The organism is Alcaligenes ammonioxydans (genome assembly GCF_019343455.1).
Lineage (GTDB): Bacteria > Pseudomonadota > Gammaproteobacteria > Burkholderiales > Burkholderiaceae_B > Alcaligenes > Alcaligenes ammonioxydans.
This window is the reverse complement of the sequence record NZ_CP049362.1, coordinates 2,990,936-3,016,715: the sequence shown is the minus strand read 5'-3', so window position 1 is coordinate 3,016,715 and position 25,780 is coordinate 2,990,936. Positions and strand designations below refer to the sequence as shown.

General features: G+C 57.9%; 18 protein-coding genes. 13 read left to right on the top strand and 5 right to left on the bottom strand.

All coding sequences use genetic code 11. The features are described from left to right. Positions 1-82 precede the first annotated feature (82 nt). Complete coding sequence (locus FE795_RS13850; RefSeq protein ID WP_131070875.1) at positions 83-997, top strand: LysR family transcriptional regulator; 915 nt, start codon at positions 83-85, stop codon at positions 995-997. Positions 998-1,111: 114 nt separating this feature from the next. Then, positions 1,112-2,245: a GGDEF domain-containing protein gene (locus FE795_RS13845; protein ID WP_131070874.1), complete on the top strand. Its 1,134-nt coding sequence runs from the start codon at positions 1,112-1,114 to the stop codon at positions 2,243-2,245. 46 nt (positions 2,246-2,291) lie between these two features. Here the strand turns inward: FE795_RS13845 and FE795_RS13840 are convergent, their stop codons facing one another. Beyond that, positions 2,292-4,727 carry a penicillin acylase family protein gene (locus tag FE795_RS13840; protein ID WP_219235078.1) on the bottom strand — a complete coding sequence of 812 codons (2,436 nt, stop codon included), beginning with the start codon at positions 4,725-4,727 and terminating at the stop codon, positions 2,292-2,294. Positions 4,728-4,912: 185 nt separating this feature from the next. Here FE795_RS13840 and FE795_RS13835 point away from each other — a divergent pair, with 185 nt between their 5' ends. The 6 genes from FE795_RS13835 to FE795_RS13810 all read left to right on the top strand — a co-directional run bounded on the left by FE795_RS13835 (position 4,913) and on the right by FE795_RS13810 (position 11,232). After that, the gene (locus FE795_RS13835; protein WP_003802253.1) at positions 4,913-5,500 is read left to right on the top strand and encodes a hypothetical protein; all 588 of its coding nucleotides are present in this window, start codon (positions 4,913-4,915) and stop codon (positions 5,498-5,500) included. Positions 5,501-5,959: 459 nt separating this feature from the next. After that, positions 5,960-7,135 carry an ABC transporter substrate-binding protein gene (locus tag FE795_RS13830; protein ID WP_100214854.1) on the top strand — a complete coding sequence of 392 codons (1,176 nt, stop codon included), beginning with the start codon at positions 5,960-5,962 and terminating at the stop codon, positions 7,133-7,135. A gap of 67 nt (positions 7,136-7,202) precedes the next feature. Next, positions 7,203-9,098 carry an ABC transporter permease gene (locus FE795_RS13825; protein WP_059318872.1) on the top strand — a complete coding sequence of 632 codons (1,896 nt, stop codon included), beginning with the start codon at positions 7,203-7,205 and terminating at the stop codon, positions 9,096-9,098. Next, a complete protein-coding gene (locus FE795_RS13820) occupies positions 9,095-9,862 on the top strand; it encodes an ABC transporter ATP-binding protein (protein WP_131070872.1) in 768 nt (255 codons plus the stop codon). Before FE795_RS13825 ends, FE795_RS13820 begins: the two co-directional genes overlap by 4 nt. Then, positions 9,859-10,638 (top strand): ABC transporter ATP-binding protein, encoded by a 780-nt coding sequence (locus FE795_RS13815; protein ID WP_131070871.1) that lies wholly within the window; start codon positions 9,859-9,861, stop codon positions 10,636-10,638. The genes FE795_RS13820 and FE795_RS13815 overlap by 4 nt, the downstream gene beginning before the upstream one ends. A 45-nt stretch (positions 10,639-10,683) precedes the next feature. Then, positions 10,684-11,232: a DUF924 family protein gene (locus FE795_RS13810; protein ID WP_131070870.1), complete on the top strand. Its 549-nt coding sequence runs from the start codon at positions 10,684-10,686 to the stop codon at positions 11,230-11,232. Positions 11,233-11,654: 422 nt separating this feature from the next. Here FE795_RS13810 and FE795_RS13805 read toward each other — a convergent pair whose 3' ends face one another. Both FE795_RS13805 and FE795_RS13800 read right to left on the bottom strand, forming a co-directional pair. Continuing rightward, entirely contained in the window at positions 11,655-14,507 is a 2,853-nt protein-coding gene (locus FE795_RS13805; RefSeq protein ID WP_131070869.1) for a c-type cytochrome, read from the bottom strand. Then, on the bottom strand, positions 14,504-14,980 hold the full coding sequence (locus FE795_RS13800) for a (2Fe-2S)-binding protein (RefSeq protein WP_003802266.1): 477 nt from the start codon (positions 14,978-14,980) through the stop codon (positions 14,504-14,506). Before FE795_RS13800 ends, FE795_RS13805 begins: the two co-directional genes overlap by 4 nt. Before the next feature lie 396 nt (positions 14,981-15,376). On the opposite strand from FE795_RS13800, the gene FE795_RS13795 reads away from it, so the two are divergent. From FE795_RS13795 to FE795_RS13780, 4 genes are all read left to right on the top strand, one after another. Further along, positions 15,377-17,635: a xanthine dehydrogenase family protein molybdopterin-binding subunit gene (locus FE795_RS13795; protein ID WP_003802268.1), complete on the top strand. Its 2,259-nt coding sequence runs from the start codon at positions 15,377-15,379 to the stop codon at positions 17,633-17,635. Positions 17,636-17,721: 86 nt separating this feature from the next. Next, positions 17,722-18,546 (top strand): alpha/beta fold hydrolase, encoded by an 825-nt coding sequence (locus FE795_RS13790; RefSeq protein WP_131070868.1) that lies wholly within the window; start codon positions 17,722-17,724, stop codon positions 18,544-18,546. An 81-nt stretch (positions 18,547-18,627) separates the two neighbouring features. Then, positions 18,628-19,680 carry a M29 family metallopeptidase gene (locus tag FE795_RS13785; protein ID WP_131070867.1) on the top strand — a complete coding sequence of 351 codons (1,053 nt, stop codon included), beginning with the start codon at positions 18,628-18,630 and terminating at the stop codon, positions 19,678-19,680. 7 nt (positions 19,681-19,687) lie between these two features. Further along, entirely contained in the window at positions 19,688-20,290 is a 603-nt protein-coding gene (locus tag FE795_RS13780; RefSeq protein WP_407927749.1) for an N-carbamoylsarcosine amidohydrolase, read from the top strand. Between the two features lie 222 nt (positions 20,291-20,512). Here the strand turns inward: FE795_RS13780 and FE795_RS13775 are convergent, their stop codons facing one another. After that, a complete protein-coding gene (locus FE795_RS13775; RefSeq protein WP_230406199.1) occupies positions 20,513-23,851 on the bottom strand; it encodes an autotransporter family protein in 3,339 nt (1,112 codons plus the stop codon). Between the two features lie 492 nt (positions 23,852-24,343). Between FE795_RS13775 and FE795_RS13770 the strand changes: the two genes are divergently transcribed. Continuing rightward, positions 24,344-24,958: a nucleotidyltransferase family protein gene (locus FE795_RS13770; RefSeq protein WP_219235077.1), complete on the top strand. Its 615-nt coding sequence runs from the start codon at positions 24,344-24,346 to the stop codon at positions 24,956-24,958. Here the strand turns inward: FE795_RS13770 and FE795_RS13765 are convergent. Further along, a complete protein-coding gene (locus tag FE795_RS13765; RefSeq protein ID WP_219235074.1) occupies positions 24,955-25,695 on the bottom strand; it encodes a flagellar brake protein in 741 nt (246 codons plus the stop codon). The genes FE795_RS13770 and FE795_RS13765 overlap by 4 nt on opposite strands. Between the last annotated feature and the right edge of the window lie 85 nt (positions 25,696-25,780).

The following is a 25,780-nucleotide window of genomic DNA, read 5'->3' as shown; positions in this document are numbered from 1 at the left end:
GTATACCCATTATGGAAGCTGTGGCCATAATGTTAAATTGAATAACTGGCAGGTATCTATACCCCTTTCATATAGGTAAGTCATGAGCTGGAGTGAACGCATTCGCTTGAAGCATTTGCAGGTTTTAATTCGTTTGTGTGAACAAAAAAGCATGAGCGATGTCGCCCGGCAATCCAATATGACTCAGCCTGCCTTGTCCAAATGGCTCAAGGATTTTGAGGACAATATAGGCATGCCCTTATTTGAGCGCCATGCGCGGGGTATTGAACCGTTGCCCGCTGCCTTGGCATTGGTTTCCCAGGCGCAGGGTGTGCTCAATCGCCTCGATCGCATGAATGCCACGCTGGAACAATACCGGCAGGGTTTTCGTCAGCAGTTCACGCTGGGTATTTCACCGATGGTGGCCGCAGTTTATTTGCCACAGTTATTGGTGTATTTGTACCAGCGTGATCCCCAGTGCCATATTCGCATTCAGGAGGGCACCCTGGATGTCTTGAGCCGCAATCTGGAACAGGGTGAGCTGGATCTGGTGATTGGCCGGGTGGATGAGGCCGGGCGCAATCCGGCAATGGCCTATTTGCCGCTAGGCATGGTGCCGTTGGGCGTGGCCGCCTGGCGCGAGCATCCGCTGGCCCAGCAAAAGGAGATTACCTGGGAGCAAACGCTGGACTATCCCTGGATACTGCCTCCTCGGAATAGCCCTATGCGACGCAGTTTCGAGTTGAGTCTGGATGCCAAGGGTCTGACTTATCCCACTTGTGCCATTGAATCGGCTTATGCACATACCAATGCGCGTGTGGCGGTAGGCAGTGATTTTCTAGTCCCCATGACGCGCAGCATGGTGCCGGTCTACCCGGAACTGTGCATCCTGGAACTGGATTGGAGTGATCAGCGTTTGCACGGTCAGTTGGGCCTGTTGTGGCGCCCGCAGGATTCGGGCGAACCGATGTTGGAAGAAGTGATTAGCTGGATGAGTCAACAGGCGCAAGCAGCGTGAATGTAAAAGGGGTCGGCGCTGGCCGACCCTGAAAGAATTGACAGCTTGTTTTTTATATCCGTGTAACTAAAAATTGCCGTTATGTTACTTTGTTTCTTCTTGGCGAATTGATTGATGGGAACAGTTCTGAAAGGCTGGAAAAACTTGCAAGCAATCAGTATTAGCTCGGTGCGCGACACACTGAGCGGGAAGTATCATTCTCGTGACTTCATTCATGCCCGTATGGAGTATTTGCGCAGCCGGGTAGTTCTGGTCGGTTTGCTGTTCGCGTTGCTCACCCCGCTGTGGACCTTGATGGACTGGCTGGTTTTGCCCAGTTGGCCTGCTCACCTGATGGCAGTCCGTATCCTGAGCCTGGCGGGCCTGATCGCGTGTGTCTGGCTGGCCTTCCACGGCCATCAACGCATTACCCGTATTTATGTATTGAGTGGCCTGGTGTTTATTTTGCCAGCTTCCTTTTATGCATATATGTTGTTGACTCTGTCAGGGGCCGCGCATTATGTCGTGCTGGGGTATGGCTTTATCCCTTTTTTGCTGGTGGCCACGTTAAGTATTTTTCCGTTTACGCTGCTTGAATCCGCTTTGGTGGGGGGCGCCCTGATTGCCCTGCAGATTCTGGCGAGCGTCAGCTCGGGGACCTGGCTCAGCGCGAAAGGCTTGCAGGACCTCTGGCTCTTGAGCGCCTTGCTGGTGGTGGGCCTGACCGCCAATTACTTTCACCTTGGCTTGTTATTGCGGCTGTATCGACAAGCCACGCACGATACCTTGACCGGCTTGCTGAACCGGGGGGCGGTTAGCCGCCAACTGGGGCAGGGCCCGGTACAGGAGCGTTTGCATGTATTGATGGTGGACCTGGATCATTTCAAACAGATCAACGATACGCACGGCCATTCGGTAGGGGATGATGTCCTGACGCGCACTGCGGCTTTGTTCAAGGCGCATTTGGGAGCCCATGATCTGGCGGCCCGGTATGGTGGCGAAGAGTTTGTCTTGATTCTGGCTGGCCGCAGCGACGCGCAAGCCTTGAGCTTTGCCCATATTCTTTTGCAGCAGGTCCAGGCACAAACCTTTTATAACCACGACCGTGAGCCTTTTCAGATTACGGCCAGCCTAGGCTTGGCGCCGTGTCAGCCTGGGCAGGCCATTGAAGAGGCCTTAATGCGGGCTGACCAGCTTTTGTATCAGGCCAAGCGGGCGGGACGCAATCAGGTGGTGACCCAGGAATCGATCCCTACCGTCTTCTCATAAGACAAGCGGACCTGATGTGGTTCAGGTCCCGTTTTTCATGGCCGTGTTAGTAGTGCAAGGTCTGGGTGGTTTCACTGGCGCTGTCTATGTCTGATGCGCTGATGGCATCGCGCTTGCACTTGAACGAGGCAAACATGTCCAGCTGATCCGAGTAATGCGGATCGGCTTGCCCTTTGGGGTTGATAAAGCCGCTTTGTCCTGGCGGCATGATCGAGCACATACGCACCCCGCTTGGGTCCATTACGTACTGGAAGTGAGCGCTGCCGGTGTTCAGATACGGCGTCACACGATGCTCATAGGCTGGGTCAGACCACGGCACCCCGATCGCGTTGCGAGCTGCAAACAACATGGAAACTGCCGGGGCACGCCATTGTGCGGGCTGTGCGCCTTGCAACTTTTGCAAATGGACGACGGCCTTCTCCAACGCTTCCAGGACCAGCTCCGGGGCAGGGCGGCCCTGGAGAAAATCAATTGTTTGCGGGACACCGGCAGCCGGGCCCTGGATCGCATTCCAGATCAGTTTGGCCGCAGCGGCTGGCTGCGCGCTGCGCGGGTCATCCATGGCGGGATACAGGTTTTGCGTGTAGGTCTTGTAGATGCTGTCAGGCAAACGACCTTGCAGAAAGACGGGCACCGCGGCATGCATCCAGGCTTGCATGATGGCCGGGGCACTGCCTTCGTAGTGCTTGCCATCGTTGCTCACGTGCAGCTTGTAATCCCAGCCTTTCAATTGTTCGGCAGCTTGACGAGCCAAGGCACTGGCGTGGGGTAGTTGGGCCGCCTCCTGAATGAAGGGCACAAAGTAACGCGCATTCAGGTCAGAGCGAGCGCCCAGGGAATCGATACCCCAGATCTCTTCGTCGCTCAGGCGTTGTTTGGCTTGCAAAGGAGCCAGCAATTCCTGCACGCGGTCCACATAGGAAAAGTTGGAGTTGTCTGCCAGCAAGGCGCTATAGGCCTTGTTGTTCCAGCTGGCAATATAAGCTTGCTGCGGATTCAGGATTTTGGGGTTGTGGTCAAAGCTCAGAAAGCCCTGCCATTCCATGCTGCCATCGCCGGCGGCAGGGAACTGAATGGCCTGCCTGGCCGGGCGCTGGGGTAAAAGACCCAGTGCGGCGGCACCGATATTGTTTTTGGTATCCGCATAGAACCAGGTAATGGAGGCGCTGACGCGGGTAGCCTGGGCCATGAACTCTTCCCAGTTCCTGGCTTTGGCCGCATGAGCCCAGCCCAGCAGGGTTTCAATTTCCCGACCCTCCCAGCTGCGGCGGTTGGCGTAGGCGGTGTTGTTTTTCTGGTCCCAACTGCTGACATAGCCTTGAGCCGCACGGTATACATCCAGCATCACATCGTCTTGCCCGCGCACTTTGATACGCACCTGCTTGTGCTCCATGGGACGCCAGGCGTTGTTGTACCAGTAACGGTGCGGGTCGCCTTCTTTCAAGCGCAATTGGTAGACGTCGTTGGTGTCGAGCGAACCGACGGTAGAGCCCCAGGCAATTTGGCCATTGGTACCGAACAGGATAGCGGGCAGGGCAACGGCAGTGCTGCCTGTCAGATCGTAACCGGCTCCGTGCAGGCCAACGCTATAGGTAATGGACGGGGTGTACCAGCCTTGTTGAGGACCGTTGTACAGCACGGCATGACCATGAGTCGTCTTTGCGGGGCCCAGTAGCCAGGCATTGCTGGCCGTAGGCGTGCCAGCGGCCACGGTGGGCCCCAGGGCCAGGGCTTGCTTATGCAGATAGTCTTGCGCCGCTTGCGAGGACAGAGCTTGCAAATGCCTGGGCAGATCGGCCAGCGCGGTCTTGGCCTCGGGCTGGGGAATGATGGTGGGGGCGGTGGGGTCGTTCAGCCAGCGCAATTGCTTGTACAGTTGTTCGCCACGCTCCGCACCCTGATCAGCCTTCAGGGTTTCCAGCAGATTCAGATTGGCCACTTCTGCCGTCCCGGCAAAGAAGCGGTTCAGAATCAGGCCCACCCAAACCATGGCAATGTCTTCGGGCTGCCATTCGGTCGGCTCAAAGCCCTTATCCAGAAACTCCTTGGGCATCAAGGTATCTGGCTGGGCTTTCACCTCGCGCACGCGCTGGGTAAACCCGGCGGCATAGCCTTCAAACATGGCGCGATCCTCGTTGGACAGGGCGGCCAGTTGCTGGCGGATGGAGTCCGGGTCGATATTGGTGTGGGTGACTTTGTCCAGCTCCAGAAAGTCCGGTCCCAGCACTTCGGCTACCGTTCCCCAGCCCGAGCGCTTGGCAATTTCCATCTGGTACAGACGGTCAGTGGCCACTGCATAGGCATAGCCATAAAACAGGCCGTAGGTGCTGTCCGCATAAATATGCGGTATGCCGTAGTGATCGCGTTTGATGGTGACACTGCGATCCGCAGGAGGCGTGGTGGCGCAGGCGGCCAGTAGCAGGCTGGTGGTCAGCAGACCCAGGCCTAGCCGGGATGGGAAGCGACGGGGGGAAGTCAACATCAGGTCTCCTCATGAGCTGCCTTGCAGGCGCACGTTTTTTTATATTCTGAGAATATAACGTCAAAATTCTTTAGGTATTGATATTTCCAGTTGAAGCTTTATAGAGGATTTCCCCAGTATCCGAAGACGGACAGGAACAGAAGTTGCTGGGTCACGGGTGTCTATTTTCCTGAGGGAGCCAAGTCATGGAACGCATTATCGCCGCGCAGTTCGATACTTTTGAGCAAGCCCAGCAAGTGGCCGGAATGCTGCGAACCCAGGGTGTGGTAGAGCGAGATAGGCAGATTTTCTATCTCAAGCCTGGAGGCCAGCATGCCCAATACCCGATTGGAGGCGACAGGACCCTGGACAAGGCGGCGCGTGGCGGCGGGCTGGGAGCCATGGTGGGCGGGGTGGTGGGGGCCGTGCTCGGCTTAGCGGTGGGTTGGTGGTTGCTTGGCATGACGGGCTGGCCACAGTTTGTGCTGATTGCCTTTCTGGCGCTGGGGGCGTATGTGGGTGCCATGGTGGGGGGAATTGTGAAACTGGGAGGCCGCAAACCTGTCCGAGAACCTTTGAACCGAGTCTCCGGAGTCATGCTGGCGGTGCGCCTGGGGCAGGCCGATGAGGCCGCGCTGGTGCGTCAGATGCAGCAGGGCGGTGGTTATGCCATCGAATGGGCGGATGGCACCTGGAGCGAGGGCCAATGGCAGGACTTCAATCCTACCCGTACCCCCCAACTCTATGATTTGCCTTCCGCGGGGCAAAACGTGCATGAGACACGCAGTGGATGAGATCGGGCCCAAACCGTGGCTGACGTGTCGGGTCGCCCCCCTCATCCCGGGTTTTTTAGCCGATTAATGCCCCATTGCCGGATATGATGGAGCAGTTTATGAAATCCATGATTCGGCGCGTGCAGGAACGAAGCGGGGTGCTAGTGTTGTAATCCTTGGGCTTATTGAGTGTAGTCACTGTATATCGGCAATTTCTCGAGCCTGGGGCAAACAGCTTTTTCTGCTCATTTTCTTCTCGGTTTCCTTGCTTTATCGGCTTTCTGCATGGCTTGTTGTGTTTTATGTTTAAAGTGTTCAAGGGTATATCCCTAGGTCTTGGCCGATTTACTCGCAAAAATACCATGTGTACACTTTAAATCACTAAAACAAGACAAGTTGCTGAGTCGTGTTTCGCCTCACAAGCCCACGGAGAAGACAATGAACAAGACATTTGCAGGGGTAGCACTGGCAGGAACGATGATGTTGCAAACCTTGGGGAGCGCCGCTGTTGCCCAAGACGTGATCAAGATTGGGGAGCTGAACAGCTACAAGTCCCAGCCTGCATTTTTGGGGCCGTATCGAAACGGGATGGAGCTGGCGGTTGAGCAGATCAATCAGGCCGGGGGGATTCACGGCAAGCAGTTGCAGTTGATCATCAAGGATGACAATTCCAATCCCGGCGATGCAGTACGCGCTGCCGAGGAATTGATCTCGCGTGAGAAGGTGGATGTGCTGACCGGGACTTTCCTGTCCAATATCGGTCTGGCCATTACGGACTTTGCCAAGCACAAGAAAGTCTTTTTCCTGGCCAGTGAGCCCCTGACGGACAAGATCGTCTGGGCCGATGGCAACCGCTACACATTCCGTCTGCGCAATTCCACCTACATGCAGGTGGCCATGCTCGTGCCCGAGGCGGTCAAGCTGAACAAGAAGCGTTGGGCGATTGTGTATCCCAACTACGAATATGGTCAGTCGGCTGTTGCCACCTTCAAGACCTTGATGAAAGAAGCCCAGCCCGATATCGAGTTTGTGGCCGAGCAGGCCACGCCGCTGGGCAAAGTGGATGCGGGTGCTGTGGTGCAGGCCTTGTCCGAGGCCAAGCCTGATGCCGTCTTTAATGTGCTTTTTGCCTCCGATCTGGCTCGTTTGGTACGGGCGGGCAATCAGCGTCAGTTCTTCAGCCCGGCCCTGCCCGTGGTCAGCATGTTGACCGGCGAGCCGGAATACCTTGACCCATTGGGCGAGGAAACCCCCGAGGGCTGGATCGTGACAGGCTACCCCTGGTATGCCATCGACACCCCTGAACACAATGCGTTCCTGAAAGCCTATCAGGACAAATACAACGAGCACCCGCGCCTGGGCACCATTATTGGCTACAGCACCATTGTGTCGATTGCTGCCGGGATTGAAAAAGCCGGCTCTACGGACACAGAGGCCATGATCAAGGCCTTCCGTGGTCTGGATGTGATGACGCCTTTTGGCCCCATTACCTACCGCACGCAGGATCATCAGTCCACGCAAGGGGCGTATGTGGGTGTGCTGGCCAAGCAAGATGGCAAGGGCATCATGACCCATATCCGTTATGCCGATGGCAAAGATGTACAGCCTACGGATGAGCAGGTCAGCCAGTGGCGTCCTGCCGCGGCCAATCAATAATTCCAAGAACGCAGTATTTCGTAGATCGGCGCGCCGTCTGGCGCGCCACTTCTGACGCGAGGCAGTAATGGCCTTATCGGGTTTATGGGTGCAGTTCCTTAACGGACTGGCCGAGGCATCGTCTTTGTTTCTGGTGGCGGCGGGTTTATCCCTGATCTTTGGGGTGACACGCATTGTCAACTTTGCACATGGCTCCTTGTATATGCTGGGTATCTACCTGGCGTATTCCACGGTGCAATTTCTGGGCGGTTCAGCCCTGGGTTTCTGGGCCGGCCTGATTGTGGCGGCGCTGCTGGTGGGCGCCCTGGGGGCATTACTGGAAATCGTGCTGTTGCGGCGTATTTATAAAGCGCCCGAGTTGTTCCAGTTACTGGCTACCTTTGCGTTGGTGCTGGTCATCAATGATGCGACTCTTGCCGTATGGGGACCGGAGGATCTGCTCGGGCCACTGGCCCCGGGCCTGACCGGTTCCATTTCCATTGCAGGACGCTTCTTTCCGGTTTATGACCTGGTGCTGATTGTGATCGGCCCGGTGGTGCTGGGCTTGCTGTGGTTGTTGCTGACCCGTACCCGCTGGGGCGTGCTGGTGCGTGCTGCCACGCATGACAGGCAAATGCTGGGCGCGCTGGGTGTCAATCAGGCCTGGCTGTTTACCGGCGTCTTTGCCCTGGGGGCTTTTCTGGCTGGTTTGGGGGGAGCCGTGCAGTTGCCGCGTCAGCCCGCCAATCTGTTGCTGGACTTGAGCGTGATCGGTGACGCCTTTGTGATTGTGGTGGTCGGAGGCATGGGCTCCATCCCCGGTGCTTACGTGGCGGCGTTGATCGTTGCTGAATTGAAGGCGCTGTGTATCGCTCTGGGTACTGTCACCATGTTTGGCGTGGATTTTGCCTTTCCCAAATTGACGCTGGTGGTGGAGTTTATTTTCATGGCCGTGGTGCTGGTGTTCCGGCCCTGGGGCTTGTTTGGTCGCGCCCAGGCGGTCAGCCGTAATTCGGCTCCGATTGAAGCTCCTCTGCGGGCCGGGAGCACGGCCTTCCAGATCATGGTGCTGCTGGTTCTGGTCGTGATGGCTGCCTTGCCCTTACTGAGCGACTGGTTCCCCTACGCGCCTGTGCTGGCCCTGGATATTCTGGTCTTGTCCCTGTTCTCCTTGAGCCTGCATTTCATGATGGGGCCAGGTGGGATGAACTCGTTTGGTCATGCCGCCTACTTTGGGCTGGGTGCCTATGCGGCGGCCCTGCTTTTCAAGGCTGCGGCCTTGTCCATGGGCTGGTCCCTGATCCTGGCTCCGGCCGTTGCGGGTCTGGGGGCGCTGGTTTTTGGCTGGTTCTGCGTGCGGCTGTCCGGGGTCTATCTGGCTATGCTGACCTTGGCCTTTGCGCAGATTGTGTGGTCAATCGTGTATCAGTGGGACAGTTTTACGGGCGGCTCCAACGGCGTGGTGGGCATCTGGCCGGCAGAGTGGTTGTCGGGTGATCGCTACTATTACTTCGCTTTGTTGTTGGTGGCGGTTGCCGCCTTCCTGCTGCGGCGTATTTTGTTCTCGCCCTTTGGCTATGCCATGCGTGCCAGCCGTGATTCGGCCTTGCGGGCCGAGGCGATCGGCATACCTGTCAAGCGGGTGCAGTGGTTGACCTTTATTCTTGCGGGCACATTTGCAGGGCTGGCCGGCGCCTTGTTCGTCTTCTCCAAAGGCAGCGTATCGCCCGAGGTGATTGCGGTGAACAAGTCGGTGGACGGTCTGGTCATGGTGTTGCTGGGCGGTTTGCAAACGCTGGTTGGCCCGGTGGTAGGCGCAGCGGTGTTTACCTTGTTGCAGGATTTCTTTCTGGGCGTCACGCAGTATTGGCGGGCCTTGTTCGGTGGCGTGATTTTGCTGCTGGTTCTGGCTTTCCCGCAGGGCATTGCTGGCTTTTTCAAGCGCTGGGCGCATCGTCCCGTGGCATCGGAGGCATCGTCATGAGTTTGTTGCAAGTACGGGGGCTGAAAAAAGCGTTTGGCGGCAATCTGGCCGTGGACGGTATCGAGTTCGATGTGCAGGCCGGCGAGTTTCTGGCCTTGATCGGGCCCAATGGCGCAGGCAAGACGACGACGTTCAATATGGTAGGGGGGCAGTTGACGCCCACGGCCGGGTCAGTGCGACTGGGCGACCAGGAACTGGTGGGGCTGGCGCCCCGCAAGATCGCGGCCATGGGCGTGGGTCGCACGTTTCAGATTGCGGCCACCTTTGCGTCCCTGACCGTGGTGGAGAACGTGCAGATGGCTTTGCTGGCGCATCAGAAAAAGCTCTTCTCTTTCTGGCGTCGGGCGGCTCAGTTCGAGCGTGCGCGAGCGTTGGACTTGTTAAATCAGGTGGGCATGCTGAGCCAGGCCGAGCGGCCCTGCAGCGAGCTGGCTTACGGGGATGTGAAGCGGGTGGAGTTGGCGATTGCGCTGGCCAATGATCCGCGTCTTTTGCTGATGGACGAACCCACAGCCGGCATGGCGCCCAAAGAGCGCAATGAGCTGATGCGTCTGACCAAGAAACTGGTGATCGAACGCAATATGGGCGTGCTGTTTACCGAACACAGCATGGACGTGGTGTTCGAGCACTCGGACCGCATGCTTGTGCTGGCTCGGGGGCGACTGGTGGCACAAGGGGATGCAGACTATATCCGTCAGCATCCCAAGGTGCAGGAAGTGTATTTTGGTACAGGTAAAACATTCGAGAGCAAGGAGTCAGCATGACGCAGGCTGTGTGGGCCGGTTCTGAACGGGCTGGCGAAAATGGGGCGAACGGGCAAGCCCTGCTGCGTATTGAGGGCCTGAATGCCTGGTATGGCGCGGCGCATATTCTGTTTGACCTTGCCTTGACCGTGCAGCGGGGCGAAGTTGTTGCGCTGATGGGCCGTAACGGCGCGGGCAAGTCCACGACCTTGAAGTCCATCATGGGTTTGATGGAGCGCGCCAAAGGCCATATCGAGTTTATGGGTCAAGTCATCCACGATAAGCAGCCTTTCGAAATTGCACGTGCCGGCTTGGGTTTTGTGCCCGAAGATCGACGTATTTTTACTGACCTGAGCGTCACGGAGAACCTGGAGGTGGGCCGTCAGCCGGCTCGGCGCTGGCCGGATGGCTCGGCAGCTCCTCACTGGCAGCCCGAACGTTTGTACAGCCTGTTTCCCAATCTGGGCCAAATGCAAGACAGGCCTGGCGGACAAATGAGCGGGGGTGAGCAGCAAATGCTGACCGTGGCTCGGACCTTGATGGGTAATCCGTATCTGGTCTTGCTGGACGAACCTTCTGAAGGGGTGGCGCCTGTGATTGTGGAGCAGATGGTGAACATGATTCTGGAACTCAAGCAGGCCGGTGTCAGTATCTTGTTGTCCGAACAGAACCTGCACTTTGCCGAACTGGTTTCGGATCGGGCTTATGTGCTGGAAAAAGGGCAAATACAGTACAGTGGCACGATGCAGGAATTAAGCGCCAACGAGCAGGTGCGGCGCACTTACCTGTCTGTTTAAGGTCACGCTCCGATTAGGAGGGCGTACCGTTTCCAGGAGAACACCATGGTAGATGCACGTCCCCATCCTCAGGCAGTGATAGCCTTCTGGGTCGAATCAGGGCCAGAGAAATGGTTTCGCAAGTCCGATGACTTCGATCAGGAGTTTCGCGAACGATTTTTGGACTGGCATGAGCGTGCGGCCAAGGGCGAGCTGGACGATTGGGCGCAGACCGCAGAAGGGGCCTACGCCTTGCTGATCTTGCTGGACCAGTTCCCACGCAACGCCTTTCGGCACACTCCTCGCATGTATGCGACCGACGAAAAGGGTTTGGCGATTGCCAAGGAGATGGTGGCCAAGGGGCTGGATAAACACATTCCGGCAGAGCGTCGTGTGTTTTGCTACCTGCCGTATTCCCATGCCGAGAATCTGGCCGATCAGCAAGAGGCCGTGCGCCTGAATCAGGAAATTGGCCGTCCCTGGCTGGATCATGCCCAAGAGCATCTGGATGTGGTGGAGCGCTTTGGCCGCTTTCCGCATCGCAACTCGATTCTGGGGCGTACTACGACAGCGGAAGAACAAAAGTTTCTGGAGACTGGTGGTTTTTCGGGTTGATGGGTGCTGAGTCTGGGCTAGGCTGGGGGCTTGGTCTTGGTCTTGGTCTTGGTTTGGATTCGGGGCCTGATGCTGATTTGGGCTGGGCCTAGAACTGAGCCAGGATTGCGATTGGCGCTGGAGCTTAGGCTTGCTGGGAACACAAGTTTCGATTGTTGGCCCATGCTTTGACCCAAACCCAAACCCAAACCCAAACCCAAACCCAAACCCAAACCCAAACCCAAACCCAAACCCAAATATCTACGTAAACTCAAGCTCCCGATCAATCCTTCAGCGTGCTGGTCGAGAGCCTGCCTTGAGAGTTCCTGGTTTTATCCAGTTTGACGGCAATGAGCCCAAAACAAAGGCGGCCAAGTGAAAGCTTGAAGCCGCCTTTGTTTCATCTGCCGTGTGTCTGAACACAATCGACGGACACGCCCTGTCTACAAGTGACCTTTCTGTTCTCGTATGGTCGCAATCTTGTCTTTTAATCCCGTCCAGGCCGGTTTGTCCGGTGCAAAACGCGCCCGCATATAGTTCAGCAGGTCTTCCATCTGCTCATCATTCATACTGTTCTTGAAACCGGGCATGGAACCCAGGGTGGGCTGCGCCGGACGGGTAATGCCGTGCATCAGTACCTGAATCGTATTGTCGGGGTGCTCACTGTGCAGATTGCTGTTCAGGGCCAGAGACGGACGGGCGCCAAATAGCACCGGGCCACCTCGCGGGTCATGGCAAACTGCACAAGCGCCGTTGAACAGGTTTTCGCCCGGCATCACCATCACTTCCTGATTGCTGCGGCTGTTTTGCTCCAGTAATGCAGCCTGCGCAGCATGGGTTTGTTCCTGTTGAGGATCGACCGGGTTCAGGCTGCTCAAGTAATGGGCCATGGCACGCACGTCCGACTCAGGCAGTTCAGCCAGTCCTGCGACTACCGGGCCCATGGGCCCGGCGGCCACGCCATGACGGGGGGAGTAGCCGGTGCGCAGGTATTGGTACAGCTCCTGTTCTGTCCAGGGGATGGGGGCTTTGGACAGGCTGTTGAGCGCAGGTGCCTCCCAGTTGTCCGCAAAACCGCCGGCCAGGAAATTCGCTTCACCGCTTTTTTCTGCGCCCAGCATATTGCGCGGACTATGGCAGGCGGCACAGTGTCCGCTGCTGTTGACCAGGTACGCTCCGCGGTTCCATTGCACGGTTTGCGTCGGGTCGGGCACATACGCATTGGGGTCTCGATGAAACAGCAGATTCCAGCCCGCTACCAAAGGCCGCATATTCATGGGGAAAGGCAGTTTGGTTTCGGGTGGCTTGGCCTTGACCGGCTCTTGTGTCATCAAATAAGCGTAGAGCGACTGCATGTCCTCGTCGCTGATTTTGGCAAAAGCGGTGTAAGGAAAGGCCGGGTACAGATGACGACCATCCTGATGGATGCCCTCGCGCATGGCGCGTTCAAAGGCTTTGTAGCTCCAGCCCCCAATGCCGGTTTCTTTGTCTGGGGTGATGTTGGTGGTGTAGATCGTTCCAAACGGGGTCTCCAGACCCAGGCCGCCCGCATTGGGCTTGCCGCCTTCTGCCGTGTGACAGACCATGCAGTCACCCGCAATGGCAACCAGCCGCCCACGCTCGATGGCGCGCTCCGAAAAGATGGATGTATCCACGTGCCCCACTGGAGCAATGGCGGGCCGCCAGGGCAGGGCGCTCAGGATGGTGCCGGTTGCCACCGCGGCTAAGGCTCCCCACCAGGCTTTGCGTTTTTTACTGCTGGCGCTGGTGGTGGCCTGATAAGCCAGTGCCAGAGACTGTTCGTTAAAAGGAGCACTGGTCAGGCGGATGCCACTGGCATTGAAAATGGCATTGGCAATGGCGGCCGCAGCGGGTAGCTCCACGCCCTGATTCCAGGCCAAGGGCTGGCCGACGGCCGCTTCTCGTTTGACCAGTTGGACGGTAGGTTTGCCGGCAGATTTATCTATCGCTTCCGTGACAGGGGGCTTGCCGCTATGAGCGCCGCTTTTGCCCAGATCCTGGTTCAGCAGTTGCTGCGCCCACCGCCCCAATCTGTCAGCCAGGGCAGGGGCCGATTCCGGTACTCGTTCCGGGTTGTCCTGTTCCGTACTGTCGTGCCCAACGGTCAGCCTGTCTATGCTTAACGTCCCCTGGCGGGTGTCGACGCTCACGTCTACAGCCCACGCTGACCACTGCTCACGGGCTGCCTGTCCAGGGATGTGTTCCACAGTATGACTGTAGGCCAGCCCGCGACCTTTGCGTATCGGCCCCTGGTGAGCCGGCAGGGGTCCGGACCAATCCGACTGTTGCGCAACGCGTTGCAGCAATTCGCGCCCTTGCGGGCTGCGGACATGCTCCAGTCGTGCCTCCAAGGGGTCCAGTCCCAACTGGTGGCAGGCCTGATCGAACTGTGACTCTTGGGCAAAGACGGTGGCCTGGGCCAGACTGTCGGGGTCACTGCTGGCGGCAGCGCCATCACTATTAGGAAGGGGGGCGGAAAAGTAGTCGCTTTGTACTGCCAGGCCACTGCTGGGCAAGCCTTGCTGGCCGCAAAGAATGGCGGCCAGGGAAGGACGCACACCGGACAAGGTGTTCAATTGCCAACGGCACGCCTGCAAGTGGGCAGTCAGATCGTTTGGCTCGGCGGCGCCTTGATAGACGCTCAGGCGAATGCTGGTTTCGCTTTGGCTGGCCCGAACTTGCACGGCCTGGGGGCGGCCAAAGGCCATGAGCGCTGCATCCATCGCGCAGTCGTAGGCATCGGCTTGATTGTCGGCCGTATCGTGCAGATGGATCTGCTCACTGGGCAGGCCGCTCAAGGCTTGCAGTTCTATCAGCAGAGCCGCGGGGCGCCGGGTGTGCGCCCAAACAAAAAGCTGCTTGTTGTGATAGCAAGCGCGGGCCCAGGCAGTATGCGGGTGCTCGAGGGCAGGCTGCCACTCATAGCCTTGGTCGGGGGGACTAAGCGCGGACGCGCGGGCGTCATCCGCTGGCAGAGCGGCTTGGCTTGCCGCGACGGGCGTGACCCAGCGAGCATCCAGCAAGGCGGCGCCTTGTTGGGCCTGCTCGGCTTGAACAGCCAGCACGCCCAGGTAATTACCGATATGTACACAGTCCACGACACCGGGCACTTGCAGGGCGGCCTGTTTGTCGACGGTCTGTAATTCCGCACCCAGATACTGGCCGTTTTCGTAGGACCAGTAAGGAGGGCGCACAACAACGCCATGCAGCAAGCGGGTGTCACTGGGCAGCTCGGGCCACAGCGCTCGGGAAAAGTCCTGTACTGAATGACTCATTGCCGGGCCTTTGCAACACGCAGGGCGGCCTGCATGATCTCTACATGGGTGCCGCAACGGCACAGGTTATAGCGCAGTTCATCCCGAATCTGTGCTTCCGTGGCTTGCGGATTACGGTCCAGCAGAGCCTGGACAGTCATGACCATTCCATTGAGGCAATAGCCGCATTGTGCCGCCTGGCAATCAATGAATGCCTGCTGAACATCATTGGCTTGTCCGTTGTGGGTCAGGCCTTCCAGCGTGGTGATCTGGCGATTCTCCACCAGGCTGACGGGCACTACACAGGAGCGGGCGGCCACGCCGTCGACCAGAACGGTGCAAGCGCCGCACTCGCCCAGCCCGCAACCAAACTTGGGGCCGTTGAGCTCCAGATCGTTGCGCAGCACATAAAGCAGCGGGGTATCGGGTTCCACCTCGATGATGTGGGTCTCTTGATTGACCCGCAAAGTGTGCGGGCGAGTACAAGGGTTCATGGGTTTCACCTTGGGTAGATCGCACCTTGTTGTCGGACAGGATGGGCGGTGCTTTTATCAGTTCGGTATTGATATGCTTAAATTAAGTGTATACACTTTAATTTATTGAGTAAATAGATTCTACTACTCCCTTGAGGTATCAATCAAAGGCCTTGTGGGAAGTCATGAAAAATTCCGCAAAATCTCATTTAGTATAGGGTTTACACTGATTATTGGGCCCTTGATTTTATCTTTATAGTAGTTGTGGAAAATAAGATCTGTTGCGGTTTATTTGTTTTATTAGGGCGTGTACGCTAGTAATTGAAGGTTTGTCGAGCGCTTGGGTGGATTGTCAGGGGCCGAACCCGGACTGTCCCGTGCCAGACCCTCTATAAAGAGCCCAGCCAGGAGAGAGTGATGTCTTACGATGCGCCGCGTCACCAGCAGCAGGATTTGCTCAGGGCGTGCGGCACCTTGCTGATTTTAGCGGCACCGGTACGGCCTCCCAAGCCTTCGCCCGGTCAGCCCGGCGTGGTGTCCGAATATTTGCAGGCGCACGACGATGTTTTTGTCGCGGTGTCCGAGCAGGGGTGGGTGCGCGCGTTTCATGGACATGTGGATCTGGGTACGGGGATTCAGACCGCACTGAGCCAGATTGTGGCAGATGAGCTGGATGTGTCCATGGCCCGTGTGCAAATGGTGCTGGGGCATACCGATGCAGTGCCCAACCAGGGTCCCACCATCGCCAGCGCGTCCATTCAGATTCATGCTGTACCGCTGCGCAAGGCGGCGGCTCAGGCACGTCAATTGCTGCTGGCACAAGCCGCGCAACGCTGGACGCTGCCCGCCGATCAATTGCGTGTGGATGACGGCACAGTCATTGCCCCGGACGGGCGCAGCCTGACGTACTGGCAATTGCTGGAAGGCCAGGAACTGCGGGCCTATCTGGATAAGGAAACTCCCACCAAACCGGCCGAGCAATTGCGCATTGTCGGGACCGCCCAGGCGCGTGTCGATATTCCGGGCAAGGTCGCGGGGCAGTGGGTCTATGTACACGATGTGCGTGTACCCGGCATGTTGCATGGCCGTGTTGTGCGCCCTCCTTATACCGGACGTGATAGTGGCGACTTCATCGGTTGCAGCCTGGAATCCGTGGACGAGGAGTCCATCCGTCATATTGCCGACGATGTGCGTGTCGTGGTGATTGGCGACTTTATTGGGGTGGTCGCGGCTCGTGAAGAACACGCCATGCGTGCCGCCCGTGAATTGAAAGTGCGCTGGAAAGCGATTCCTCCTTTGGAGGATATGAATAATCTGGAGCAGTTGATTCGTCGTCAGCCCATGACGGAGCGCTTGCTTGTCGATAAAGGGCCGGACTTTGATGCATTGCCGCCCGAAGGCAAACGCTTGAAGCGTACTTATGTCTGGCCTTTTCAGTTGCATGCGTCGATAGGCCCTTCTTGCGCAGTGGCGCACTATCAGCCAGGCCATAGCCGGATCTGGTCGGGCACACAGAACCCGCATATGTTGCGCGTTCACTTGAGCCAGTTGCTGGGCGAGGACGAGGCGGATCTGGAGATTATCCGTCATGAAGCGGCGGGTTGTTATGGTCGCAATTGCGCTGACGACGTGTGTGCCGATGCCCTCTTGCTGTCACAGGCGGTGGGGGCGCCGGTACGCGTGCAACTGACGCGTGAACAGGAGCACGGTTGGGAGCCTAAAGGTGCGGCTCAGTTGATGGACGTGGTCGGTTCCATGGATGTTGAGGGGCAACTGCGTCACTACGAGTTCGTGACCCATTACCCCTCCAATGATGCGCCGAATCTGGCTTTGTTGCTGACCGGTCGGGAGTCGGCGGCGCCCCGGCAACTGGAGATGGGCGATCGCACGGCGGTGCCGCCTTACAGCTATCCCAAGCAGCGCATTGTGTGCCAGGACATGCCCGCGATTGTGCGTGCCTCCTGGTTGCGCGGCGTGTCGGCCATGCCCAATTCGTTTGCGCATGACTGCTTTCTGGACGAGCTGGCGGTGGAGGCGGGTGTAGACCCGCTGAGTTATCGCCTGCGCTATCTGGATCAGGATGTGCGCGCCCAGGAGCTGCTGCAGGCAGTCGCGGACAAAGGCCAGTGGCAGATTGGACATCGTGGTTCGCGCGGGCAGCCCGATGCGCAGGGCTATCTGTATGGTCGTGGCCTGGCGTATGCCCGTTATATACACAGCAAGTTTCCCGGTTTTGGCGCAGCCTGGTCGGCCTGGTTGCTGGACCTGCGAGTGCATCAGGATACGGGAGTGATCGAGGTTCAGCAGATTTACGTCGGTCAGGACACGGGCCAGATGGTCAATCCTGCGGGAGTGCGTCACCAGATTCACGGCAATGTCATTCAATCCTTGAGCCGCAGCCTGTATGAACAGGTGCGTTTTGACGCGCAAGGGGTGGTCAGCGCGGAGTGGGGGGCATACCCGATTATCGATTTCCCGCGCATCCCGCCCATTGAGGTGATTTTGATGGACAGGCAGTCTGAACCGCCGATGGGGTCGGGCGAGTCTGCCTCCGTGCCCTGTGCCTCGGCGATTGCCAATGCTTTGTTTGATGCAACTGGCCGACGTTTTCGGCAGGTGCCCTTTACACCGGATGTGGTCCGGGCCGCGCTGGCTGCTACGCCCCAAACGGTGTAGGCAGCAGCAATTTTCAAGGATCGGGTTCAGGGCCTTTTAGCAGTACCGGGCTTTGGACCTGACGGTTTCAATCCAAGGACAGATTAATGAGTACCTTTCTTTACGGCGGCCATGTTCACGCCAATGGCATTCGTCAGCATTACCTGCGTTACGGTGGTTCCGTCGGTGGGCGCGATCAGCGTCCTGCGGTCATCATTGTTCCCGGCATTACCAGCCCGGCGGTGACCTGGGGTTTTGTGGGCGAGCAGTTCGGCCAGCACTTTGACACCTATATTCAGGACGTGCGTGGCCGCGGTTTGAGCGAAGCGGCCGAAGGCATGGACTACAGCCTGGATGCGCAGGCCGATGACCTGATTGCCTTGGCCCAGGCCCTGGGCCTGAAGGACTACATCGTGGTCGGTCACTCCATGGGTGCCCGCATTGGTTTGCGTGCCGCGCACAAGAACAGCGAAGGTTTGAACCGTCTGGTGATGGTGGACCCGCCTGTCTCCGGCCCTGGTCGTCGGGCCTACCCGGCCAAGCTGCCCTGGTACGTGGATTCCATGGCCATGGCCCGCAAAGGGTGTACCGCAGAAGACATGCGTGCCTTTTGCCCGACCTGGACGGAAGAACAATTGCAATTGCGTGCCCAGTGGCTGCACACCTGCCACGAGCCGGCGATTCTGGCCAGCTTTGAAGGTTTCCACACCGACGATATCCACGTGGACTTCCCGCACTTGACGGTGCCCGCCTTGTTGATGACGGCCGAGCGTGGCGATGTGGTGCGCGATGAGGATGTAGCCGAGATTGAGCAGTTGGCCCCGGGCGTTCAGCACGTACGCGTGCCCAATGCCGGCCACATGATCCCTTGGGATAACGAAGCAGGCTTTTACGAAGCCTTTGGTGACTTCCTGGGCCAGCGCCTGGTGTGATGTTGAAAGGGCCGCATGGGCGGCCCGTTGTGATGCAGAGGTTCCGCCTCAGTGCCGGAGCCTCTCACAAGGAGAGACAAGATGGCAGTTAGTGATTATCAACTCATCGAGGCCTGGCAAGAAGTGCTGCGCCTGTCCAAGCTGGAGGCGGGTCAAACGGTGACTTTGCTGACTAGCTCGACCACGCACCCGCAGACCCTGCAGTGCGCGCAGATTGCCGCCCAGTCCATGGGAGCGATTGTCAATCGCCTGGACTTGTTGCCGGTCAACGCGGAAAAAGCCTTGAGCCGTGACTCGCTGGCGTACTTGGGTACCACGCCCTTGACGGGTAATGAGGCGGCGATCGCCGCCTTGAAGGCCAGTGATCTGGTGCTGGACCTGATGACCCTGTTGTTCTCGCCCGAGCAGATCGACATTCTGAAGTCGGGTACCAAGATTTTGCTGGCCGTGGAGCCACCTGAAATTCTGGTTCGCACGGTGCCCACCGAAGCCGATCGTGCACGCGTGACCGCGGCAGCGGCCTTGATCAAGGCCGCCAAGGAGATGAGCATTACCTCTCCTGCCGGTACCAATCTGCGCTGCCCGCTCGGTGAGTTCCCGGCGATTCGTGAATACGGTTTTGTGGACGAGCCGGGTCGGTGGGATCACTGGCCCAGCGGCTTTGTGCTGACCTGGCCCAATGAGCGGGGTACCAACGGCACCATCGTGATCGACAAGGGCGACATCCTGTTGCCACAGAAGAAGTACTCGACCGAACAGATCATTCTGACCGTGGAAAACGGCTACGCCACCAAGATTGAAGGGGGGGTCGAAGCCGAGCTGCTGGACGAGTATATGAAGTCCTTCAACGATCCCGAAGGTTACGCGATCTCCCACATTGGCTGGGGTCTGCAACCGCGTTGTCACTGGTCTACGCTGGGCCTGTACTCGCGTGAGAACACCATTGGTATGGATGCCCGCGCGTTCGAGGGCAACTTCCTGTTCTCTCTGGGCCCAAACAACGAGGCGGGCGGCAATCGCACGACGGCCTGCCACATTGATATTCCTTTGCGCCATTGCACGGTCAGCCTGGATGGCCGGGCGGTGGTGCGTGATGGCAACGTACTGGATGGAGGTGTTGGTGAGTACGAATGAAGGAGCGGTGTACGCTCAACAAGGGTTTGGATCGACGCTGGAGCCTCAAGCTCCCTACGGCTTGTTGATTATTGATCTGGTGAATGGTTTTGCTGACCCGGCGGTGTTTGGTGGCGGCAATATTCCTGAGGCGATCGCGAACACACAGAAGTTGCTGGCAACGGCGCGTGAGCAGGGCTGGCCGGTGGCGCACACACGTATCGTGTATGCCGACGATGGCGCTGATCACAATATCTTCAGCATCAAAGTCCCCGGCATGCTGGGTCTGACCGAAGATGCGCACAACAGCCACATCGTGCCGGAGCTGGCTCCTGCACCGGGTGAATTTATTGTTCGCAAGAACGTGCCGTCGGCGTTTTTTGGTACGCCCCTGGCGGCGTGGCTGACCCAGCGTGGCGTGCAAACACTGCTGGTGGCGGGCGCGGTGACCAGTGGTTGCGTGCGCTCCAGCGTGGTCGATGCAATGCAACTGGGTTTCCGCCCCCTGGTGGTGTCGGACTGCGTGGGTGATCGGGCAATTGGCCCGCACGAGGCCAACCTGTTCGATATGCGTCAGAAGTACGCCACGGTGGCGACGCGTGAAGAGGCCATGAAATTGATGGGGCTGTAAAACGCCTTGTTTAGAACCGGGTAGGCGCGTCAGCGCCTTCCCCGGCTCCCAAGGTTTTTCGTGCCCCCGATGTCTTTATACGTCTGGCACCACATACCCCTGCCTTTCTTCTCTCTCGCGTCTGCGTGCGCCGCTCGTTTCCCCCCACATTGCACGTGCACGTGCGTTCCTTCGTTGTCTCTCACGACACAGGCCCTCGCGAGCTCCTGTCAGGCTCAACACTTAAAACGCCCAGCGCAGGTTGACCTGTCCCTGCAGTGATGAGTATCCACCCCCGAACTGTGAGCGGATGCCTGTGCCAATCGACAGACGCTCATCACGCTGCCAGCTCAGCCCGGCTTGCACGCTCATCGTGTCGCGAGGGAGCACATGATTACGGGTATTAAACGCGGTGTCCGAGGAGGCAATCGCAAAATGCGCAGCCTGAGTCAGGTCGCGGTCCAACCATTCGTGGTTCCAGCCGAGGTCGACATTTACAGCCAGTTTGCTGCCATCATCCAGATCTTGGTTCCATAGAGCGCTCAGACCAAGGCTGGAGCGCAAGGCGTCAACACGTTTGCTCTCCAGCTGAAGGCGTGTGGCTGCATTGCCCGATTCGTCGACAGAAGGCCGCGATGCCCAGGCATAGTTCATGCTGACCACAGGGCCGACCGACAAAGACGGACTGATCGGCCACAGGTAGCCTGTGCCCGCATCCAGCGACAATTGACGGCCCGTCCAGTCAGACGAGTGGCTTGCCTGGTAGTTGCCCAGGCTGATGTGCCGACGCATATCAGCGTGCTCCAGGCCCAGACGCAGCCCGCTGAACGCAAAAAGACCGTGGCGGGCAGCAGGACGATACTGCAGATGCGCCGCAAGCCCGAACGCAGTGGCTTTACTCTTGCCGCCATAAGGAGCATCGGGTTTGACCGACAGATCCGAAATATCCAGTTGAGCACCCACGGCGAGATCAGGTGCTGACTCCAGCCTGCGTCCGGCCCCGAGGATCAGGCCATAGCTGTTGGCATCGTAGCCAAGCAATGAGCCCCGTGTGCTCTGATCGGCGCTTGAACCCGATATCAAGGCGTAACCTTGCCAGTCTTTGCCGGGGCGCGCCATGCTTTGGCTAAAACCCTGGCGGGCGGTTTGCATGATTTCGCGCTCGTGTGTCAGGGAGGCGGCCATCGCTGCACTGTAGCTGGCTGGCGAAACCTGGTCCAGGGCATCGCGGATCAGGGAGCCGTTCCTCGCCGAGAAGTCCAGCTCCCTGAACAGGGGCTGGGCGGATGCAGGACCGGCTAAGGCCAGCTTGAACAAAGCTTGCCCGGCTTGTTGCTGGTTGTCGTTCTGGCCGTACTGACTGTAGGCGTAGTCGGCTCGGTGAGCTGACAAGCGGTAGCGCTCATTGCCCAGGGCGTCGGCATTAAAGGACAAGGTGGGGGATACCGCGTGGATCTGAAGGGTGTCGAACTTGCCGCTGTAGCTGTTCGCCTCCACTAGCGACGCAGTGTCAACTGCCCACGAGTTTTGATACCAGTCGGCCAGGGGCTGCAGGCTCAAGGTGCCGGCAAGCTCTGCCTTGCCGCTGATGGCCAGTATGTCGTGGGCACCGTTGCTGTCGAACTCGGTTTCCAGTTGACCTGTTGCGGTTTGCTGGAAGTCTCCCTTGACGCTGATGCGTCCGGTTGAGTGTCCAGGCGCCAGAGTGCCGGCGTTCAACAGCGTGTTGCCGCTGGCCAGATCAAAGCTCGCATTGCCCTTGAAGGTAGCGCCTTCGTGAATGGTGGCACTGTGCACGTGCAAGTTTCCGTCCAACTGGCTGGTTCCGCCGTCAAAGGACAGGTTCAGATTGTCTTTACCAGTGATATTGCCTGCGTAGCTAAAGTTAAAGCTCGCATCGGGCTGATTGATACTGCGGCCTTCGCGGTCCGCTGCCTGGCCAAACGACACAGTGGTCAGGCGCAGTTGCTGAGTATCGTCGCGTTGCGCATAACGCGAAATAATATCGCCTTCCAGTTGGGCGCCCTGCATCAGGTTGATCCGTCCCACGTAGGCATTGTCAGAAATCAGAATGGCGGCCTCTTGGCCGGCTACCCTCCCGCTGATATCGGCTTGTTGGACCAGAGGGCCGTTCAGTTCAGGGAGCAGGGGTAGATCGGCCCCCTCGCTGCTGCGTAGGTAGGAGCCCCGTCGCTCGGTATGGTTGCCCAGTGAATTGGTGCCGAAATCAAAACGCAGACCGACGCCTTGCGGTCCGCTGGCCTGGATATCGCCGCGATGAACCAGTGTGTGTCCGCGACCGTAGGCAAACTGAATGCCTTGTCCATTCAGGCCATTGGCGTGGATTTTGACGCCGGGCTCAATAATGACGGTGTTGTTTTCGCCATCAACCCGTATGCCTGCGCCACCCGATCCTGCGCTCAGCAGGTCTGCCGCTTGCCGGATCTGGTTGTTGCTGCCATAAATGTGCAGGCCCAGACCCAGCGTCGACAGGTTGTAGCGGCCAGTCAGGTACTGTGTGCCCGCCGCATTGCGCTCAAAGAAGCCCTGTGTGTTGACCAGATCAAGGCCATCGCCGTAGATGGAGCGCCCAAAGAAATTGGCCCGGTCGATGGTGTAACCCAGATCCTGCATGACGGCCAGTTCAGCCTCCATGAAGCCCGAATAGTTGCGGTAGCTCTGGTGGCTCATGACGCTGTTGCGAAGTTCGATATGGCTCATGAAGTTATCGTCTACGCCTCCCTCCTCACCGAGTATCTTGACAGGGACACCGCGCAGGCCACCGGCCAGCACCTGTTCGATGTGAGTCCCGGTCAGATAGCCTTTGTCCTGGCGTAGATCAAACGCATCGGGGTCGTAGGTGTTGTTGCAAGCACTGCAGACAATTTTTTGGTTTGCGCGTGCCGGATTGCCGTTGTCGTCCCGGAGCAGTTGCGTCCAGCTGCTCAAATCACTTTCAAAATAAGGCTTGAATTCGTCTAGATTGCCTTTGTCTTCAACGCTGCTTAACACGCCCAGACCGTGGGCAATTTCGTGTATGGCCGTCAGCAGGACGCTGTCTTTGCCGCTAAGAGGCGTTTGGGTCAGAGCGGGATTGAGTGCGTAGTCATCCTGGCCCAGTCCAAAAAAGCCGTGGCCGCCCAAGGGCAGGGTGCCGGTTGAGGGTGACAGACCAAAGATGTTTTGTTGCATTTGCGTCAAAGCGCTGTGCCCCCCTTGGGCCACGGGGGAGCCACCGTAGGCGTTGCCCGGCATGTCGACCGTGCCGATGTTCACGATGGTGGCGGGCTTGTTGCCCTGAGGCTGAATTATTTCCGCCCAATAGCCCAGGCCGTCGACGATCTCGTTTTTGTAGGCCTGATGGCCTTCCCAGCTCCAGAATGAGGTGTTGTCATTGTCAAAGGAGCCGTCGCCAATGTCGAAAAACCGGGCGATGAATACGCTGCGCCCGGCAGCGTTCTCCACGGTTCTGTCTTCCAGAGCGTGAGCGGACAGGGGGGCAATAGCCAGTGTCAGTGCTGCCCATAGCCTGTTGGGTGTCATGGCGGGTCGGGTATTCAAGGCGCGAAATAGTGTCTGCACGGAGGAGCCCCTGAAGTGGAGGAAGCAGTTTGTTGAGCCTGAGGCATTCAGGTTGGCAAGGAGAGCCTTGCACGAGAAGATGACGTTGAGCCAGTGTGGGGAAAATATAGCAGATTGTTTTAAATGGACACTTATTGTTTTAAATAGGCGGGCAGTGCTTTTAAACGGGGCCTGGGCTGGGGTGCTTAAGGTTTGAATGGGAGCTTGCCTTACCCGGCTGGCTCTCTCAGAGTCAGTTCTCGACCTGCTCTTGGAGGACGTCCTGCGGGCTTAATCCTTCTTGGTGTTTCTTTGAGTCCATCTCCCTGCTGGGTCCGATGCTTTGATCTTGTGGCCTTGATACAGTACCAAGGGATTTGCCGTTTTTTTTAACGATGTACTGGAAGCCCGGTTTGTGGGAGCCTTGTTGGCCTCGATCACTTGTATTGTTCAGGCTGATCGTGAAAGACAATGAGCCGCAGTAGGCTCACGCAGAAGTGTAAAGGAGATTGAATGGTTGGACAGCAGCGGGTCTCGGGGGTGACGGGCATTATTCTGGCCGCCGGTGTGGGTCGTCGGTTCGATCCCTCAGGTCAGTGCCTGAAACTGCTGGCCCGGATGGATGATGGCAAAACGGTGGTGCGCCGTGTCTGTGAGACTGCGCTGTCCGTGCTGGATGAAGTGCTACTGGTCTGCGATGTTCATGAGCCGCTTCTGCGGCGTGAGCTGGGCGATTTACCGCTCGTTTTTGTACCGGCGCCAGACGCGACGCGCGGCATGGGGGTCAGTTTGAAAGCCGGGATACAGGCGAGTCGGCCTTCTTATGGCTATGTCGTCTTGTTGGCGGATATGCCTTGGGTACGGCCCAGTACAGTAGCGGCGGTCGCTCAGGCCGTGCAGGATGGCGCTGGGATAGTACGTCCGGTTGTGAACGGGCAGACGGGCAATCCGATTGGCTTTGGTCTGGCCTGGCAGCAGGCGCTTTTGACACTGCCCGATGAGCAAGGCGCGCGTGGCTTGTTGCAAGCCAACAGGGATCAGACCCTGTTCCTGCCCTTGGTGGATGAGGGGATCTTGCGTGATGTGGACATCCCCAGTGATCTGGGAATGTCCCCTGACTCGAATTAACCGTGTCCGCGCTGTTTGGCGATCTGCTGGCGCTCCAGGCGACCAATATAGTGTTGGATGGCCATTTGCGTGGAGGCAGACAAGTCAATAAACGTACAGCCCAGGCGTTGAATCTGTTTGCCATTGGGCAGTTGTTGCATTTCGGTTCGTGTCACTTGTAGCGCCACGACAAAAGAGCCTGCCTGAGGAAGCTCCAGCAGGGACTCTGTTTTATGTGCACCAATGACCTCTGCCAGACTTTGGGATTCGTCGACCAACGACAAGCCCCCGCCGCTGATATCGTGCAGCATGAAACTCTTTGCCTCGTTATTCAGACGCAGGATCACCATGGCCGGTTCGCTGACCGGTACGCTCACGCGGAAAAATTCGCGTCGCTGCAAACGGCGAATGGATTCGGGGATCGGGATGGCCAAGGCCGGTTGTCCTTCATAGGTCACCACTTCGGGCTTGGGCCCCTGGAAGGTTACTTTGATCTTGTCGACAGAGGTCTCAAAGCTGGTGTGTTCGGACTGCAGAAGATTTCGGGTTTTTTCTTCTTTGTTAGCGGTGTCGATTACCACCACATTATTGTCCAGATCGATATCCAAAATGGTGGTCACAATCCGGTCATTGCCGTGGTTGGCTTCCATGTGCAACAGCAGGCCGCCTTTTTCAATAGCCCGTAAAACACGCAGGATTTCAAACTTCGATTGGATTTGAAATGGATCGTCTTCAAGAGGGGGGAGCGAAGAGGTCATGGCAGAGCGGCAAAAAGAGATCGGTAAGTGACTGTAAGGGATTGTACGCGCCAGAGTAACACTCTGGACGCGATTTAGTGTGCCC

Coding starts and splice junctions, on each gene's coding strand:
- FE795_RS13820 (WP_131070872.1), top strand. CDS start 9,095: ATGAGTTTGTTGCAAGTACGGGGGCTGAAAAAAGCGTTTGGCGGCAAT.
- FE795_RS13830 (WP_100214854.1), top strand. CDS start 5,960: ATGTTGCAAACCTTGGGGAGCGCCGCTGTTGCCCAAGACGTGATCAAG.
- FE795_RS13800 (WP_003802266.1), bottom strand. CDS start 14,980: ATGAACCCTTGTACTCGCCCGCACACTTTGCGGGTCAATCAAGAGACC.
- FE795_RS13845 (WP_131070874.1), top strand. CDS start 1,112: ATGGGAACAGTTCTGAAAGGCTGGAAAAACTTGCAAGCAATCAGTATT.
- FE795_RS13805 (WP_131070869.1), bottom strand. CDS start 14,507: ATGAGTCATTCAGTACAGGACTTTTCCCGAGCGCTGTGGCCCGAGCTG.
- FE795_RS13835 (WP_003802253.1), top strand. CDS start 4,913: ATGGAACGCATTATCGCCGCGCAGTTCGATACTTTTGAGCAAGCCCAG.
- FE795_RS13825 (WP_059318872.1), top strand. CDS start 7,203: ATGGCCTTATCGGGTTTATGGGTGCAGTTCCTTAACGGACTGGCCGAG.
- FE795_RS13815 (WP_131070871.1), top strand. CDS start 9,859: ATGACGCAGGCTGTGTGGGCCGGTTCTGAACGGGCTGGCGAAAATGGG.
- FE795_RS13785 (WP_131070867.1), top strand. CDS start 18,628: ATGGCAGTTAGTGATTATCAACTCATCGAGGCCTGGCAAGAAGTGCTG.
- FE795_RS13790 (WP_131070868.1), top strand. CDS start 17,722: ATGAGTACCTTTCTTTACGGCGGCCATGTTCACGCCAATGGCATTCGT.
- FE795_RS13850 (WP_131070875.1), top strand. CDS start 83: ATGAGCTGGAGTGAACGCATTCGCTTGAAGCATTTGCAGGTTTTAATT.
- FE795_RS13810 (WP_131070870.1), top strand. CDS start 10,684: ATGGTAGATGCACGTCCCCATCCTCAGGCAGTGATAGCCTTCTGGGTC.
- FE795_RS13770 (WP_219235077.1), top strand. CDS start 24,344: ATGGTTGGACAGCAGCGGGTCTCGGGGGTGACGGGCATTATTCTGGCC.
- FE795_RS13765 (WP_219235074.1), bottom strand. CDS start 25,695: ATGACCTCTTCGCTCCCCCCTCTTGAAGACGATCCATTTCAAATCCAA.
- FE795_RS13840 (WP_219235078.1), bottom strand. CDS start 4,727: ATGTTGACTTCCCCCCGTCGCTTCCCATCCCGGCTAGGCCTGGGTCTG.
- FE795_RS13795 (WP_003802268.1), top strand. CDS start 15,377: ATGTCTTACGATGCGCCGCGTCACCAGCAGCAGGATTTGCTCAGGGCG.